The organism is Paenalcaligenes sp. GW821-LYS-B07-1 (genome assembly GCF_058803365.1).
Genome location: NZ_CM179516.1, coordinates 664,616 through 679,199 on the forward strand (window position 1 = coordinate 664,616; position 14,584 = coordinate 679,199).

Consider the following 14,584-nt stretch of genomic DNA (forward strand, 5'->3'; position numbering starts at 1 on the left):
TTATTTGGCCTCCGCAGCGCTGCTTGGCAGCATAGGGAAACCAAGGCGTTCACGTGAATCATAGTAGGCTTGTGCCACACCGCGAGACAGGTTGCGGATACGGCCAATGTAAGCAGCGCGCTCGGTCACACTGATGGCGCCACGGGCATCCAGCAAGTTAAAGGTGTGTGCAGCTTTAAGCGTTTGTTCGTAAGCAGGCAAGGCTAGATCAATTTCGATCAGGCGTTTGGCTTCACTTTCGTAATCTTGGAAGTGCTGGAACAAAATCGCCGCGTTAGAGTGCTCGAAGTTGTAAGTAGACTGCTCTACCTCGTTTTGATGGTAGATGTCGCGGTAGTACACCGTGCGGCCATGCGCATCACGTGTCCACACCAAGTCGTACACACTTTCCACACCTTGGATATACATCGCCAGACGTTCTAGACCATAGGTAATCTCGCCGGTAGCGGGCACGCAGTCCAAACCGCCTACTTGTTGGAAATAGGTGAATTGGGTGACTTCCATACCGTTTAGCCATACTTCCCAGCCCAAGCCCCATGCGCCTAACGTTGGGTTTTCCCAGTCGTCTTCCACAAAGCGTATATCGTGCTGTTTAGGATCGATGCCTAAGGCTTTCAACGAACCTATGTACAGATCCACAATATTTTCTGGCGCAGGTTTTAGCACTACCTGATATTGGTAGTAGTGTTGCAGCCTATTGGGGTTCTCGCCGTAACGTCCATCGCCGGGGCGGCGTGAGGGCTGCACGTATGCAGCGCTCCATGGCTCTGGGCCAATAGCACGTAAGAAGGTTGCTGTATGGGAAGTGCCGGCGCCGACCTCAAGGTCAATGGGTTGTAGCAAAGCGCAGCCTTGTTTATCCCAATACTGTTGAAGCGTAAGGATCAGTTGCTGGAAAGTAAGCATAGGGTATAGAGACTATGGTTCGATGTACTGCCAAAATTCTTCCATTTTAGCTGGTTTTGAGCGCTGACGGGGCAGAGACTGTGTTTGTTCTACGCGAGATGAGGCAGGACAAGTACAATAACCGGATAAGACGTTTTGGCTTTTATTTGAACAGAAGACAAGCATATGACCACGATTATCAAAGAACAGGACTTAATCCAGTCCATTGCTGATGCCGTACAGTTCATCAGCTACTACCACCCCGCCGATTACATTCAGCACTTGGCTCGCGCATATGAACGTGAAGAAAGCCCTGCCGCCAAAGATGCCATCGCTCAGATTCTGACCAACTCACGCATGTGTGCAGAAGGTCATCGCCCTATTTGTCAGGACACCGGCATTGTGAACGTGTTCCTGAAAGTCGGTATGGATGTGCGTTTTGACATCAAAGGTAGCTTGCAAGAAGCCTGTGATGAAGGTGTGCGCCAAGGTTACTTGAATCCGGATAATCGTCTGCGTGCATCGGTACTGTCCGATCCGTTGTTTGCCCGTAAAAACACCCGCGACAATACGCCCTGTATTGTCTCTGTAGAGCTGGTGCCTGGCTCTACAGTGGATGTACAAGTGGCAGCCAAAGGCGGTGGTTCCGAGAATAAAACTAAATTTGCCATGTTGAACCCTAGCGAATCCTTGGTGGATTGGGTGTTGCGCATGGTGCCAGAAATGGGCGCAGGCTGGTGTCCTCCTGGTATGTTGGGGATTGGGGTTGGTGGTACGGCTGAAAAAGCCATGCTGATGGCCAAGCAGTCCCTGATGGAAGACATTGATATGTATGAGCTGCTGCAGCGCGGTCCGCAGAACAAGTTGGAAGAGCTGCGTATTGAGCTGTACGAAAAAGTGAACGCCTTGGGTATTGGTGCGCAAGGTCTGGGTGGCTTGACTACCGTGTTGGACGTGAAGATCAACACCTACCCAACGCATGCTGCTTCTAAACCTGTGGCCATGATTCCTAACTGTGCAGCTACACGTCACGCACACTTTGTGCTGGATGGTTCTGGCCCAGCACACTTGCAAGCTCCTTCGTTAGACTTGTGGCCTGATGTGCATTGGGCACCTGACTACAACAAGTCCAAGCAAGTGAATCTGGATACGCTGACTAAAGAAGAAGTTGCCAGTTGGAAACCCGGTGAAACGTTGCTGCTATCTGGCAAAATGTTGACGGGCCGTGATGCGGCTCATAAACGCATTCAAGACATGTTGGCCAAAGGCGAGAAATTGCCAGTGGACTTCACGAACCGCGTGATTTACTACGTTGGTCCTGTGGACCCAGTACGTGACGAAGCTGTTGGCCCAGCAGGCCCAACTACAGCTACTCGTATGGATAGCTTTACCGACATGATGTTGGAAAAAACAGGCTTGTTGTCCATGATTGGTAAAGCAGAGCGTGGCCCAGTGGCGATTGAAGCGATTCGCAAACACGGCTCGGCTTACTTGATGGCTGTGGGTGGCGCGGCTTACTTGGTGTCCAAAGCCATTCGTGAAGCACGCGTAGTAGGCTTTGAAGACTTAGGCATGGAAGCCATTTACGAGTTTGAAGTCAAAGACATGCCGGTGACTGTGGCCGTGGATTCCGAAGGTACATCGGTACACAAAACAGGCCCAGCGGTATGGCGCAAACGTATTGCAGAGATCCCTGTGGTTCCTGTGTAAGTACGTACGGTTGCTATTAAGGACGAATGTGGAAACACATCGTCCTTATGAGAACACCCTATGCGTAATGCTGGGGTGTTTTTTTATGTGCCGTTCGTGTGTAAAGGTGGGGGGAAGCCTCTTAGTGGCGGCTGCCTGCAGTTCCCACAGCGCGTGCGATGGATGCCGTCTCCCAATTTGGATAATCACCGTACTCATCCTCAAACAACAAAGCCCCAGCAACACACTAGGGCTTCATTAGCAGTCTAAGACTAGCAAATGGGAACAGCGTAGACGTATGAATCAATCGTCGTCTTCGTCATCAAACCCCATATCTAAAGCCTCAATACCTTGATCCGCCACGCTAGGCAGTAAGTCCTGCACTGAACCTTGAGCCAACTTCAGCGTAGGAGCCAAATCAGCCAAGGGGTACAGCACAAACGCACGTTGGTGCATTCTAGGGTGCGGCAGGGTGAGTTCAGGTGTATCCATCTGGGTATCACCAAACACCAACAAGTCTAAATCTAGTGTGCGCGGGCCATTGTGCTCAGTGCGTACACGGCCATGTTTGTTTTCCAAGGCTTGCAATGCATGCAACAGCTCTAGTGGATTAAGCGTAGTGTGTAGGCTGACTACTGCATTAATGAAGTCAGGGCCTGATGCTTCAAAGGGCTTAGTGCTATAAAAACCAGAGCTTTCCAAGTTGGAGCAGCCTGGCAGTTCACGCAGTTCATCAATCACATCCAGCAGCATACCAATGGGGTCGCCCAAGTTAGCGCCCAAGGCAATGTAGGCAAGTGTTTTACTCATTTGAAGTGGTGTCCTGCGTGGCGGTGCTTTTTGGACGTCTACGCGGTGCGCGACGACGACGGGTACTAGTGCTGGTGCTGCGTGGTGCAGTAGGGCGGGCCTCTATCATGGCGGCGCGTGTTTCTGTATTTTGGCTATCGGCCAAATCCATCCACCATTGAGCCATGATGCTATCTACCTCTTTGGCTTCGGCACGTAACTGTAAGAAGTCAACCGCAGCACGGAAACGAGGGAGTTCTATCATGCGCCAGATAGCACGGTTATTGACCCGTTCAAAACGAGGCTGCATAAACCAGATTTCACGAATATCGCCTTGATAACGACGCTGAATAGGCAGTACGTGACTTTGTTCTTCGATCACGATGTCGCTGGCTTCAGACAGTGCTTGCGCTGGTGGCGAACCCGCTTTGATGCGCTTTTCCCATTGCTCTTGCACGGTTTTCCACAACAGGGCAGCAAACACAAAGCTAGGGCTGGTGTTGCGACCACTACGTACACGGCTATCGGTACGCGCTAGTGCAATTTCCAAGAACAAACGTTGTTCAGGGTCTGCTAGGCTGTGCTCCAAAAACGGCAACAGGTATGGCACTAATGCCTCTTGCTGCAGTTGTTCTAAGCATCGCAACGCATGACCGCATTCTAGTAGCTTTAACAGCTCATCAAAGAGTCTGGACTCTGGAACATTAGTAATAAGCGAGGCCAGTTTTTGAATGGGTTGATGCGTTTGTGGCTCGATGCTGGCGTTTAACTTGGCAGCAAAGCGCAATGCACGCAGCATACGTACAGGGTCTTCACGGTACCGCGTTTCGGGGTCGCCAATCATACGCACCACACGGTTTTTCAGATCTTCTACACCGTTGTGGTAGTCAATCACTTCTTCCGTGATGGGGTCGTAGTACAGCGCATTTAAGGTGAAGTCACGGCGGTTTACATCATCCAGCAGTTCGCCGTACTCGTTATCACGCAGAATGCGGCCATGAGCGTCAGTTTGTTGCTTTTGGGTGTCTCCAGCCCTGAAGGTAGAGGTCTCGATTATTTCTCTACCAAAGACTACGTGCACCAGCTTAAAGCGTTTGCCAATGATACGAGCGCGTCTAAATAGCGGGCGTATTTGCTCTGGCGTGGCATTGGTGGCCACGTCAAAGTCTTTGGGCTCCAAGCCGGCGATCAGGTCGCGCACAGCGCCGCCTACTACATAGGCTTCGTAGCCATGTTGTTGCAGCACTTCGCACACTTTAAAAGCGTGGCGAGACACGAGGTCAGGATCAATCCCGTGCTGGGATTGACCCAATCGTTTGGGGCCTTTAGCTGGTGCGGCGAAAAGTCGCGCGACGAAAGTTTTTATTGTTCGTTTCAGCATGTGAGTTGATTAGGATTTTTCATCCATTAACTGTACGAACAGGTCTAGCACGGCCCAATTGCGATCTTGGGCTGTGCGACGCAGACTTTCGCCAGGGTTGGTGGCCACAGGATCAGAGACCAGTTCCATTAAAGGCAGGTCATTGCTGGAGTCGCTGTAGAACCAAATGCGGTCGAAGTTGTTGCGTTGTAGGCCTAGTTCGTGCAGCCACTGGTCTACACGAGTAATTTTGCCTTCTCTAAAGCTAGGCACGCCGGTTAGTTTACCAGTGTAAATACCATCACGTTCTTCGGCTAAGGTGGCAATCAGGTGCTCAATACCCAAGGCTTTAGCGATGGGGGTGGTAACGAATTCGTTGGTGGCAGTAACGATGGCGCACAAGTGGCCTTGCTGTTGGTGGTAACGCACCAAATCCAAAGCGGCTGGTGTAATGGAAGGCAAAATCACTTCTTCCATAAACTCAGCTTGCCATGTCAGCAGTTCTTGACGTGGTGTGTTGCTTAACAGCCCCAGCATGAATTCGGCGGACTCTTCTGCCGTCAGGTTGCCTTGGTTGTAGCGATCCATCAGATCTTCGTTTTTACGTCTAGCTTCTTCTGGATCACCGGCACGACCTGTGCGAGCCAGAAACTCGGCCCATTGATAGTCACTGTCCAAAGGGAGCAGGGTGTGGTCCAGATCAAAAAGTGCCAGATTGGTTGGGGTATTCATAGCTACTCAACAGAAAGAAGGCCTTCGGCCAGTAAATCTCGGAGCAACGGCAACGTAATGTGCCGTTTGCGCGTTAGGGAATAACGGTCCAGTGCATCAATCAGGTTGATGAGCTGGCCCATGTCGCGTTCATAGCGGGTTAAAACCCAGTGCATGACCTCTGGGGTCAGGTGCAAACTTTTTTCTAATGCACGGGTGCGCAGCGCTTCTTCGCGTTCCGCATCCGATAAGTGTTGTAATCGGAATACCAAATCCCAGCCTAACCGTGTGCGTAAGTCTTCACGTACCTTGGTGGCCAATGGTGCAAACTCACCAGAAACTAGGATAATAAAGGCTTGGCTGGATGCTGCGCACTCGCGCCAGCGATTGTACAGAGCAAATATTGCAGCTTGTCCTGCCGCGCTGAATTGTTCGATGTTGTCAATAGCGACAAGTGGTTGGGTGAAGGATTCAGCCGAGATTAGCTTCTTTAGCTGCGCAATAGAGTCAGAAGCACTAAAATAGACTCCGTGATGACGCGCAGCCATGGCTTGCAGCAAATGCGTACGACCAACCCCAGGCGCGCCATATAGATAAATGGCGCGACCAGACTGACACTGCATCAGGGCGTTTAACACTTCCTGATTGGAACCGATAACAAAGTTATCCAGTGTTGGTGTAGGGGTTGGAGAAATATCCAGAATCAGTTGTTGGTTCATGTGTCGTACAATCTCATCCAACCTGTAATTCTTACATATCCCACGGCTTTTCTCATGACAAACAATCAATCCGTATCATTAACCTACCGCGATGCTGGGGTAGACATTGACGCAGGGGATGCCCTTGTTGATCGCATCAAACCTTTAGCCGCTAGAACCATGCGCCCTGGCGTCATGGCAGGTATTGGCGGCTTTGGTGCCCTGTTCGAGGTACCTAAACATCTCAAAGAGCCCGTATTGGTCTCTGGCACTGACGGTGTCGGTACCAAACTACGCTTGGCTTTTGACTGGCAACGCCACGATACCGTTGGTATTGACCTGGTTGCCATGAGTGTTAATGATATTCTGGTTCAGGGTGCTGAGCCATTGTACTTTCTGGATTACTTTGCGTGTGGAACTTTGTCAGTGGATACCGCTGCACAAGTTGTCGCAGGTATTGCCAAAGGCTGTGAGCTGTCCGGTTGTGCGTTGATTGGTGGTGAAACAGCAGAAATGCCTGGTATGTACCCAGAAGGCGAGTACGACTTGGCTGGTTTTGCAGTAGGTGCTGTAGAAAAGTCACACATCATTTCTGGCCAAAACATTGAAGCTGGTGATGTGGTGTTGGGTTTGGCATCTAGTGGTGCACACTCCAACGGTTTCTCGTTGATCCGTAAGATCATCAGCCACGCTAATGCGAAGCCTACAGACCTGTTAGATGGCCGCCCATTGTCTGACGTCGTAATGGAGCCAACACGCTTGTACGTGAAGTCCATGCTGTCCGCGTTGGCTGCTCACCGTGAAGCCATCAAAGGTATGGCACACATCACTGGTGGTGGTTTGTTGGAAAACATTCCTCGCGTTCTGCCTAAAAACACCGCAGCACGTATTCAGCGCGATGCATGGGAAATGCCAGCATTGTTCAAATGGCTGCAAGAAAACGGCGGCGTAGCCGACGAAGAAATGTGGCGCGTTTTCAACTGCGGTATCGGCATGGTGGTTGTTGTGCCTGCAGCTCAAGCTGACGCGGTTGCGGCACACCTAAGCGAGCAAGGCGAAACGGTTTACCGTCTGGGCGAGATCGTAGAAAGGGTTGCAGATCAGCCACAAGTGCTGATGGTGTAAACCTTAGGCGGTGGGCCAGACCTTAGCGGCAGCGTCCACCACCAATTCCGCTTTGTGCGGATTTAAGCAGTCCATCATAAGCCGCTGCGGGTCACTACGTAGCCAAGTCAATTGACGTTTGGCTAGCTGTCTGGTGGCAGCAATGGCTTTTTCAATGGCGTCCTCTTGTGAGCACTCGCCATCCAAATGTGACCACAGTTGTCTGTAACCCACGCAACGAATAGACGGTAGCGTAGGGTTTAGGTCTGGTCGAGCGTACAGGGCTTGTACTTCTGCAAGTAGTCCCGCATCAATCATGTGTCGGTAGCGTAAGGCAATCTGCGCATGCAGCCATGCACGATCAGAAGGCTCTAGGCTTAGCGTGTGAAAGGGGATGCTGGGTTTTTGCCGCTCTTGTTCCTGCAACCATGCACTCATGGGTTTACCGCTGATCTCGTAGATTTCCATAGCACGCTGTATGCGTTGGCTATCGTTAGGGGCCAAGCGTGCAGCGGTGATGGGGTCGTATTCTGCCAGCAATTGTTGCATAGCAGGCCAACCTAATTGTGCCGCTTGTTCGTCTAAGCGTGCGCGCACCTCAGGGTTGGAGGATGGCAGATTGTTCAGTCCTTCGCGCAGCGCCTTGTAATACAGCATAGTGCCACCACAGAGCAGCGGATAATGACCACGTTGCCAAATTTCATGTATGAGCTGTGTCGCGTCCGTTGCAAAGTCAGCGGCGGAGTAACTTTGTGCTGGATCACGAATATCCAGTAAGTGATGAGGAACTAACGCTTGTTCTTCGGCGTTAGGTTTGGCCGTGCCTATATCCATACCTTGGTAAATAGTGGCCGAATCCATCACGATGATTTCTATGGGCCATCGTTTGGCCAAAGCCAAGGTAGAGGCACTTTTGCCCGCAGCGGTAGGGCCGGTCAGGCAAATGACTGGCAGGCGTGAGGTGTCTGTACTCATGTTTTATTGTCCACGCAGGAAAAGTTTGTCCAAATCAGCGATGGACCAGTAAAACCAAGTTGGGCGGCCGTGGTTACACAGATCAGCTCTGTCGGTGTGTTCCATGCGGCGTAGTAAAGCGTTCATTTCGTCCAGTGTTAGGCGGCGGTTTGCGCGTATAGCACCGTGGCAGGCCATCGTCGCGAGCAGTTCGTTACGTTGTTGAGTCAACTGTGCTGAACTGCCTATATTGTTCAGGTCTTGCAAAACGTGGCGGGCTAGGGCTTCAATATCACCTCGTGCTAGTAAGGCAGGTACTGCGCGCACGGCTAAGGCAGTAGGGCCAGCAGGGCTGATTTTTAGTCCTAGTTCTTGCAAGGCTTCTTGATGATTTTCCACCAAAGCCATATCAGTTTCAGAGGCTTGGAATACGATGGGTACCAGTAATTCTTGGCAGGGCAGATCGCGCGCATCCATCGCTTGTTTAAGCTGCTCGTACACCACGCGCTCATGAGCGGCGTGCATATCCACCAGAATCATGCCGTGCTGAGTCTGCGACAAAATATAAATGCCGTGCAACTGGGCGATTGCTATACCCAGGGGTAGTTCCTCTGCAGCAGAGCCTGGTTCAGAGGCTGGTAAGGTTGCGCCAACGGTAGATACTGGCTCAGACAACGCGGGTGGGGGCGTGTGCTCAGGTAACGGAGCATAAAGCTTTTGCCACTGTTCGCCTTGTTGGGTGCTCTGTTGCAGATCAAAGCGGCCTTGATGTCTATAGCTAGGCTGCAAGGGTGCGGTAGGTGTAGAGCTTGCAGATGCGCCACCGGCTACGTACGTAGGTGACGTGGCGGCAGGGAATGACATGACCGACGGAGCGGCCTCATCCATAGAATGTGTTTGATGTTCCGCTTGGCTTTGTGCCAGAGCGGCCCCCAATGTTTGCACAATAAACTTATACACAGCCCCTGATTCGCGGAAACGTACTTCATGTTTTGCGGGGTGTACGTTCACATCCACAGTATTGGGGTCTACGTTCAAATACAACGCATACGAGGGCTGTCTATCGCCATGTAATACGTCGGAATAGGCTTGTCGTATTGCGCTGCTGACTAATCTGTCGCGTATAAAGCGACCATTCACGTATAGAAACTGCTGATCTGTACGGCTGCGTGCATGTGCAGGGCGAATGATTAGGCCGTGCAGCGAGATCAAACCTTGGGTTTGGCCAATGTTAATGCTTTGGCTGACGAATTCTTCGCCTAATACATCCAGAATGCGTTGTTCGATAGAGCCGCTGCGCCAGTGACGCGTGGCTTTGTCGTTATGAAACAGTCTAAAGCTAATGTCAGGTCGTGCCAGAGCAATACGCTCTAAGGCTGTGACGCAGTGGCCGTATTCGGTGTTTTCAGTACGTAAGAATTTGCGGCGGGCTGGGATGTGGTCAAACAATTGGCGTACATCTACCGTGGTACCCAAATTACCGCTGGCGGCTTCGGGATGCTGCTGGTTTTGACCCTCTAGTTCCCATGCATGAGCAGCATCTGCCGTACGTGAGCGCAGTGCCGTGCGCGCAACTGAGGCGATAGAGGCCAGTGCCTCCCCCCTGAACCCCATAGAGGCTACAGCCTCTAGTTCGGACAGGCTACGGATTTTGCTGGTGGCATGGCGTGTGAATGCCAAGGCTAATTCTTCGGGGGGAATACCATGCCCATCGTCGGTAACTGCTATGCGGCGTATACCGCCTCCTTCTAAACGTACTTCGATGTTGCTGGAGCCTGCGTCTAGGGCATTTTCCAGCAACTCTTTGAGTACGGATGCAGGGCGCTCAATAACTTCACCTGCGGCAATCTGGCTTACCAACAGATCAGGCAGGGCGGCGATAGAGTGACGAACTTGCATATTCTGTAATTTGTAGTGAGAGGGTACGTATTTTGGCGTTAACGTGTTGTATAGTCTGGTGTTCCCAAAATATAGTACGACGTTGGATAACGATGCCTGAAATACTGACGATGATTTTGCAGATAGATCAAACGCTAGGGCTCTGGGTAGAGCAATATGGTGCGTGGATTTATCTAATCCTGTTCCTTATTATATTTGCTGAAACTGGTTTGGTGGTTTTCCCTTTCCTTCCTGGGGATTCGCTGCTGTTTATTGCGGGTGCGTTTGGCGCTTCAGGCATGTTGGATCCGGTCATGCTGGGTGGCTTGCTAGTAGTGGCTGCGTGGTTGGGTAATACGGTGAACTTTTACATAGGACGCTACATAGGGCCTAAAGTATTCACGACGGAGTCCCGTTTCTTAGACCGTAAAGCCTTGGTAAAAACACAAGCCTTCTATGCCAAGCACGGTGGCAAAACCTTGGTGTTGTCTAGATTCTTGCCCGTGTTCCGTACCTTTGCTCCGTTTGTGGCTGGTGTGGGTAGCATGAACCAAGCACTATTCCAGTTGTATAACAGTTTGGGCGCCTTCTTGTGGATTGTGGGCTTGATCGCGGCAGGTTACTTCTTCGGTAACGTTCCGTTCATTAAAGATCATTTAAATACCATTGTGCTGATTGGTATTAGTGCGGCAGCAGTACCCGTAGCAGGCGGTTTGGTTTGGAAGCTTGTGCGACGTGGCACAGAGAAACAGCAGAAATAAAACAGGCTATTGGCCTAAGGCATAGCTAGAGTTAAAAAGACTTTGCCCCCATTTCTTGCCGCGTTGCGGTACAGAAATGGGGGCAAGTTGTATGAGACTACGTGCTTATTGGCGTTTCAGAGCCATACCCAACAGCAGCATGCTCCAGCCTTGGAACAGTAAGTCTACGGATAGAATTAAACCTAGTACCCATAAGCTGTTGGTAGGCCAACCAGCAGCAATAATCAGGCCTACAACCAGGGTTAGCAAACCTGACCATGCAATCCAGCCACCGCCTGCTTGTGTGCGGTTTTGTAGCCATACCCACAGGCGGAAGAAACCAGAAGCGATTAGCGAAGCACCAAAAACTAGGGTCAGAACTTCTGCACCTACTAATGGATTTAGGATAGCAATCACACCGGCTACCAAATACAGCAAGCCACTTAATGACCAGAACAAGAAAGAGCGCCAGTTTTTGCAGCTCCATGCATGCACGATTTGCAATGAACCACCAATGGCCATAAGCACGCCAATAAACAGCACGCTAGCCAAGGTAGCACCTACCACGTAGATAAACGCAATTAGACCCAACACCACAAATGCGGCACCCAAACCCATCAACCAACCTGGGCGCAATTGTGACTTCCATGCCTTGATCAGGTCATTAGGGTTAGGAGGTGTGTGCTGCGGCTGAACAGGTTCAGTGCTCATATAAATCTCCGATGGTATGCAAAAAGGTTAGCCGTGGTTTGCCAAGGCGACGCCAGATGAAAAATAGTCGTTGATGCCAGACAGCATCGCTTGAGCTAATTTGTCTTGGTGACCAGCACTGCGCAGCAAACGCTCTTCGTTAGGGTTACTAATGAAGGCGGTTTCAATGAGGATAGATGGAATATCCGGTGCTTTCAGCACAGCGAAACCAGCGCGCTCTACCTGACGTTTGTGCAGTTGGTTGATTTTACCAATCTCGGAGAGAATGCCAGAACCCACACGTACAGAGTCGTTAATCTGTGCAGAGGTGGACAAATCTAGCAGCACCTCAGCCACCTGACGGCTTTGGCCACCGATATTGACCCCGCCCACTAAGTCGGCTTGGTTTTCTTTATCGGCCAGCCAACGGGCAGCAGTACTGGTTGCCCCGTTTTGGGACAATGCATAGATGGACGAACCCCGAGCAGAGGGCTTGATCCACGCATCAGCGTGAATAGAGATAAAGAGGTCGGCCTTCACACGACGAGCTTTTTGTACCCGTACACCTAGCGGTACGAAAAAGTCTCTGTCGCGAGTGAGGTAGGCACGCATATTGGGCTGCGCATCAATCAAACGCTTCAAGCGCTGGGCAATTTGCAGCACTACGTCTTTTTCGCGTGTGCCACCTGGCCCAATCGCACCCGGATCTTCGCCACCATGACCAGGATCTAGAGCAATCAGTACAGGGCGGTTGCGGCCAGGTGCCTGATTGACGCGAGGTACCGTTGTAGTGGGCGGTGGCGTTGTGGGTTGAGCAATACGAGGTACTTCTTGGCCTTGCACGGACGGTGGCGGAACCACTGGTTGGTTTTGTGCCAAGCTTTCTAGTACACCGGCCAATGGGTCGTTATCGTCAAACTGTTGCAATGCCAACAGAGGATCGGCCGCTACACGTGGGTACAGGTCTACCACTAAGCGGTATTTGTACTCACCTACCGGTTTAAGTGTAAACAGCTGTGGGGCAATGGGTTGTTTAAGATCCATTACCAGACGCACCACGTTATCGCGGTTTTGGGCGATACGAATGGTGGAGATGTAGGGGTCGTTAGGGCGAACTTTGGACACCAGTTCTTGCAGCGTGCTATTCATGGTGAGACCTTCAATGTCTATCACCATACGATGCGGGTTTTCTAGTGTGAAGTGTTCAGCCTTTAATTCGGTATCCATTTCCAGCGTGACGCGTGTGTAGTCGTCAGCAGGCCAAGTACGCACCGCAACAATGGCACTGGCGTGGGCTACGCGTGGAATGATGGGTAAGAGAATTAATGAGGACGCGGACGCCAGCAAGCGTCGGCGGTTTATGCTCTGGGTGGTAAATTCTGAATTTTTGTTTTGATCAGTTCTAGCCATGATTGCCCCTTCTTGCTGTAGGCCGAGAGATTGATCTGCCTGCCCGGTTCGCAATAGTCAAACGTGATCGTTAGGTCGGGAGTGGGTAACAACGCACCTGCTTGATCAGGCCATTCAATGAGCACAACAGCATTTTCTTCAAGCATATCACGAAAACCCGCATCTAACCATTCTCGGCTATCGCTAAAACGATAAAAATCAAGATGATACGCCTTTAAGCTAGAAAGATTATAGCTTTCTACTAGACCATAACTTGGGCTTTTGATACGTCCAGTTACACCTTCATGTCGCAAAAATGCACGCGTGAAACTGGTTTTTCCTGCGCCTAAGTCACCAATAAGGTGTATGTGGCCACCATTATCGTTAGCGGAGCACACCAACGGCGACAGCCATTCGGCCACTTGCTGGGTGACGGATTCGTCAGCAGCATAGAGGCTAAGACTAAGCAAAGGGGCAGAGTGTGTAGTCATGACAATAAAGAAAGAGAAAACAGGGTCCAGAAAGGCAATGGTAGCGCAGCCAAGAGTGTACCTAATGACAATGAGGTTGCCATGAGATTACTCGTACTGGTCTGCGCTGTGTTCAGGACTAGCTATGTATAGAGCACAGTAGCGTGATGTGATCTATTTTTTATCCGACATTTTCGCGAAGAAGTTAGCCAGAATCGCACCACTTATGTTGTGCCAAACGCTGAACAACGCGCTAGGAACGGCCACAATAGGATCAAAGTGTTTGCTTGCCAAGGCGGCGCCTAAGCCACTATTTTGCATACCAACTTCAATAGCGATAGCTTTACGCTGTGCTAAGCCCAGCCCCATGATGCGCGCAACGATGTATCCAAAGAGATAGCCAAAGGTGTTATGCAAAATGACAATACCGATGATTAGCAGGCCAGTTTCTTGCAAACGAGCGTTGTTCAGGGCCACAACGATTGCCACGATCATCACAATGCCAGCTACCGATACTATAGGCAAAACAGGTGTGATAGCAGAGACGCGAGCCCCTAACAGCAAACGCACCACTAACCCCAGAGCAATAGGCACAATCACAAAGTTAATGATGGACATCATCATGGCGTAGAAAGATACGTCAATGCTTTCAGCGGCCAACAGTTTCAGCAATAGTGGTGTCATGAACGGGGCCAGCAATGTCGTAATGCTGGTAATGGTTACGCTCAATGCCACATCACCACGAGACAGGTAGGTGATCACGTTGCTAGAGGTACCGCCAGGGCAAGAGCCTACCAGTACCACACCCAGCGCTAACAGCGGGTCAATATTAAACAGCTTAACCAGTGCCAGAGCCAGCAGCGGCATGATAATAAATTGAGCGCATACACCTAGCAGAACTTGCAGAGGTTTTTTTACTACCTCCGAAAAGTCTTTTACCGTCAGTGTCAGGCCCATGCCGAACATGATGATCCCTAGAAAATAGACGATTAAGTCTTTCAACGGGACGAATAGTTGGGGGGAGAAGAACCCCAACAAGGCAAATAATAAGGTCCAGATGGCAAAGGTTTTGCCAATGAACTCTGAAAATAGATTGAGGAAACGCATGGGAATCGTAAACAGTTAAGTAAGCAGAAGAGTGCTTTTAAAAAGCCACATGATGATTGCTATAAAAACAGCTTTTGACTGTGAGTGACGACTGGCGCATCAGTGTCAAAGGTGGAAACA

General features: G+C 50.7%; 14 protein-coding genes. 3 read left to right on the forward strand and 11 right to left on the reverse strand.

The window, feature by feature from the left end:
• The gene (gene glyQ / locus AC3QL0_RS03180) at positions 1-906 is read right to left on the reverse strand and encodes a glycine--tRNA ligase subunit alpha (RefSeq protein ID WP_135861650.1); all 906 of its coding nucleotides are present in this window, start codon (positions 904-906) and stop codon (positions 1-3) included.
• A gap of 165 nt (positions 907-1,071) precedes the next feature.
• Between glyQ and AC3QL0_RS03185 the strand changes: the two genes are divergently transcribed.
• A complete protein-coding gene (locus AC3QL0_RS03185; protein WP_493010049.1) occupies positions 1,072-2,595 on the forward strand; it encodes a fumarate hydratase in 1,524 nt (507 codons plus the stop codon).
• Positions 2,596-2,877: 282 nt separating this feature from the next.
• On the opposite strand, the gene folK is transcribed toward AC3QL0_RS03185, so the two are convergent.
• Genes folK through hda form a run of 4 tightly spaced genes read right to left on the reverse strand, consistent with a single transcriptional unit; the run spans position 2,878 to position 6,153 of the window.
• A complete protein-coding gene (folK, locus tag AC3QL0_RS03190; RefSeq protein WP_493010050.1) occupies positions 2,878-3,384 on the reverse strand; it encodes a 2-amino-4-hydroxy-6-hydroxymethyldihydropteridine diphosphokinase in 507 nt (168 codons plus the stop codon).
• Positions 3,377-4,744, reverse strand: coding sequence for a polynucleotide adenylyltransferase PcnB (pcnB, locus tag AC3QL0_RS03195; RefSeq protein WP_493010051.1), 1,368 nt, complete (start codon positions 4,742-4,744; stop codon positions 3,377-3,379). Before pcnB ends, folK begins: the two co-directional genes overlap by 8 nt.
• A 9-nt stretch (positions 4,745-4,753) precedes the next feature.
• Entirely contained in the window at positions 4,754-5,455 is a 702-nt protein-coding gene (locus AC3QL0_RS03200) for an HAD family hydrolase (protein ID WP_493010052.1), read from the reverse strand.
• A gap of 2 nt (positions 5,456-5,457) precedes the next feature.
• A complete protein-coding gene (gene hda / locus AC3QL0_RS03205; RefSeq protein WP_493010053.1) occupies positions 5,458-6,153 on the reverse strand; it encodes a DnaA regulatory inactivator Hda in 696 nt (231 codons plus the stop codon).
• A gap of 54 nt (positions 6,154-6,207) precedes the next feature.
• Between hda and purM the strand changes: the two genes are divergently transcribed.
• Positions 6,208-7,257, forward strand: coding sequence for a phosphoribosylformylglycinamidine cyclo-ligase (gene purM, locus AC3QL0_RS03210; protein WP_493010054.1), 1,050 nt, complete (start codon positions 6,208-6,210; stop codon positions 7,255-7,257).
• 3 nt (positions 7,258-7,260) lie between these two features.
• Here purM and miaA read toward each other — a convergent pair whose 3' ends face one another.
• Positions 7,261-8,211: a tRNA (adenosine(37)-N6)-dimethylallyltransferase MiaA gene (miaA, locus tag AC3QL0_RS03215; protein WP_493010055.1), complete on the reverse strand. Its 951-nt coding sequence runs from the start codon at positions 8,209-8,211 to the stop codon at positions 7,261-7,263.
• A 3-nt stretch (positions 8,212-8,214) separates the two neighbouring features.
• Complete coding sequence (gene mutL / locus AC3QL0_RS03220) at positions 8,215-10,089, reverse strand: DNA mismatch repair endonuclease MutL (RefSeq protein WP_493010056.1); 1,875 nt, start codon at positions 10,087-10,089, stop codon at positions 8,215-8,217.
• A 92-nt stretch (positions 10,090-10,181) separates the two neighbouring features.
• Between mutL and AC3QL0_RS03225 the strand changes: the two genes are divergently transcribed.
• Complete coding sequence (locus AC3QL0_RS03225; protein WP_493010057.1) at positions 10,182-10,829, forward strand: VTT domain-containing protein; 648 nt, start codon at positions 10,182-10,184, stop codon at positions 10,827-10,829.
• A gap of 105 nt (positions 10,830-10,934) precedes the next feature.
• On the opposite strand, the gene AC3QL0_RS03230 is transcribed toward AC3QL0_RS03225, so the two are convergent.
• The 4 genes from AC3QL0_RS03230 to AC3QL0_RS03245 all read right to left on the reverse strand — a co-directional run bounded on the left by AC3QL0_RS03230 (position 10,935) and on the right by AC3QL0_RS03245 (position 14,464).
• Positions 10,935-11,519 carry an HdeD family acid-resistance protein gene (locus AC3QL0_RS03230; RefSeq protein ID WP_493010058.1) on the reverse strand — a complete coding sequence of 195 codons (585 nt, stop codon included), beginning with the start codon at positions 11,517-11,519 and terminating at the stop codon, positions 10,935-10,937.
• A gap of 27 nt (positions 11,520-11,546) precedes the next feature.
• Positions 11,547-12,908 carry an N-acetylmuramoyl-L-alanine amidase gene (locus AC3QL0_RS03235; RefSeq protein ID WP_493010059.1) on the reverse strand — a complete coding sequence of 454 codons (1,362 nt, stop codon included), beginning with the start codon at positions 12,906-12,908 and terminating at the stop codon, positions 11,547-11,549.
• A complete protein-coding gene (gene tsaE, locus AC3QL0_RS03240) occupies positions 12,857-13,378 on the reverse strand; it encodes a tRNA (adenosine(37)-N6)-threonylcarbamoyltransferase complex ATPase subunit type 1 TsaE (RefSeq protein ID WP_493010060.1) in 522 nt (173 codons plus the stop codon). Before tsaE ends, AC3QL0_RS03235 begins: the two co-directional genes overlap by 52 nt.
• Before the next feature lie 153 nt (positions 13,379-13,531).
• Positions 13,532-14,464, reverse strand: a complete 933-nt coding sequence (locus AC3QL0_RS03245) for a bile acid:sodium symporter family protein (RefSeq protein ID WP_493010061.1) — start codon at positions 14,462-14,464, stop codon at positions 13,532-13,534.
• Between the last annotated feature and the right edge of the window lie 120 nt (positions 14,465-14,584).

What these genes read in the sequence shown, in the direction of transcription:
- mutL (WP_493010056.1), bottom strand. Translation starts at nt 10,089, where the DNA reads ATGCAAGTTCGTCACTCTATCGCCGCCCTGCCTGATCTGTTGGTAAGC.
- AC3QL0_RS03185 (WP_493010049.1), top strand. Translation starts at nt 1,072, where the DNA reads ATGACCACGATTATCAAAGAACAGGACTTAATCCAGTCCATTGCTGAT.
- pcnB (WP_493010051.1), bottom strand. Translation starts at nt 4,744, where the DNA reads ATGCTGAAACGAACAATAAAAACTTTCGTCGCGCGACTTTTCGCCGCA.
- AC3QL0_RS03225 (WP_493010057.1), top strand. Translation starts at nt 10,182, where the DNA reads ATGCCTGAAATACTGACGATGATTTTGCAGATAGATCAAACGCTAGGG.
- tsaE (WP_493010060.1), bottom strand. Translation starts at nt 13,378, where the DNA reads ATGACTACACACTCTGCCCCTTTGCTTAGTCTTAGCCTCTATGCTGCT.
- hda (WP_493010053.1), bottom strand. Translation starts at nt 6,153, where the DNA reads ATGAACCAACAACTGATTCTGGATATTTCTCCAACCCCTACACCAACA.
- folK (WP_493010050.1), bottom strand. Translation starts at nt 3,384, where the DNA reads ATGAGTAAAACACTTGCCTACATTGCCTTGGGCGCTAACTTGGGCGAC.
- miaA (WP_493010055.1), bottom strand. Translation starts at nt 8,211, where the DNA reads ATGAGTACAGACACCTCACGCCTGCCAGTCATTTGCCTGACCGGCCCT.
- AC3QL0_RS03245 (WP_493010061.1), bottom strand. Translation starts at nt 14,464, where the DNA reads ATGCGTTTCCTCAATCTATTTTCAGAGTTCATTGGCAAAACCTTTGCC.
- glyQ (WP_135861650.1), bottom strand. Translation starts at nt 906, where the DNA reads ATGCTTACTTTCCAGCAACTGATCCTTACGCTTCAACAGTATTGGGAT.
- purM (WP_493010054.1), top strand. Translation starts at nt 6,208, where the DNA reads ATGACAAACAATCAATCCGTATCATTAACCTACCGCGATGCTGGGGTA.
- AC3QL0_RS03200 (WP_493010052.1), bottom strand. Translation starts at nt 5,455, where the DNA reads ATGAATACCCCAACCAATCTGGCACTTTTTGATCTGGACCACACCCTG.
- AC3QL0_RS03235 (WP_493010059.1), bottom strand. Translation starts at nt 12,908, where the DNA reads ATGGCTAGAACTGATCAAAACAAAAATTCAGAATTTACCACCCAGAGC.
- AC3QL0_RS03230 (WP_493010058.1), bottom strand. Translation starts at nt 11,519, where the DNA reads ATGAGCACTGAACCTGTTCAGCCGCAGCACACACCTCCTAACCCTAAT.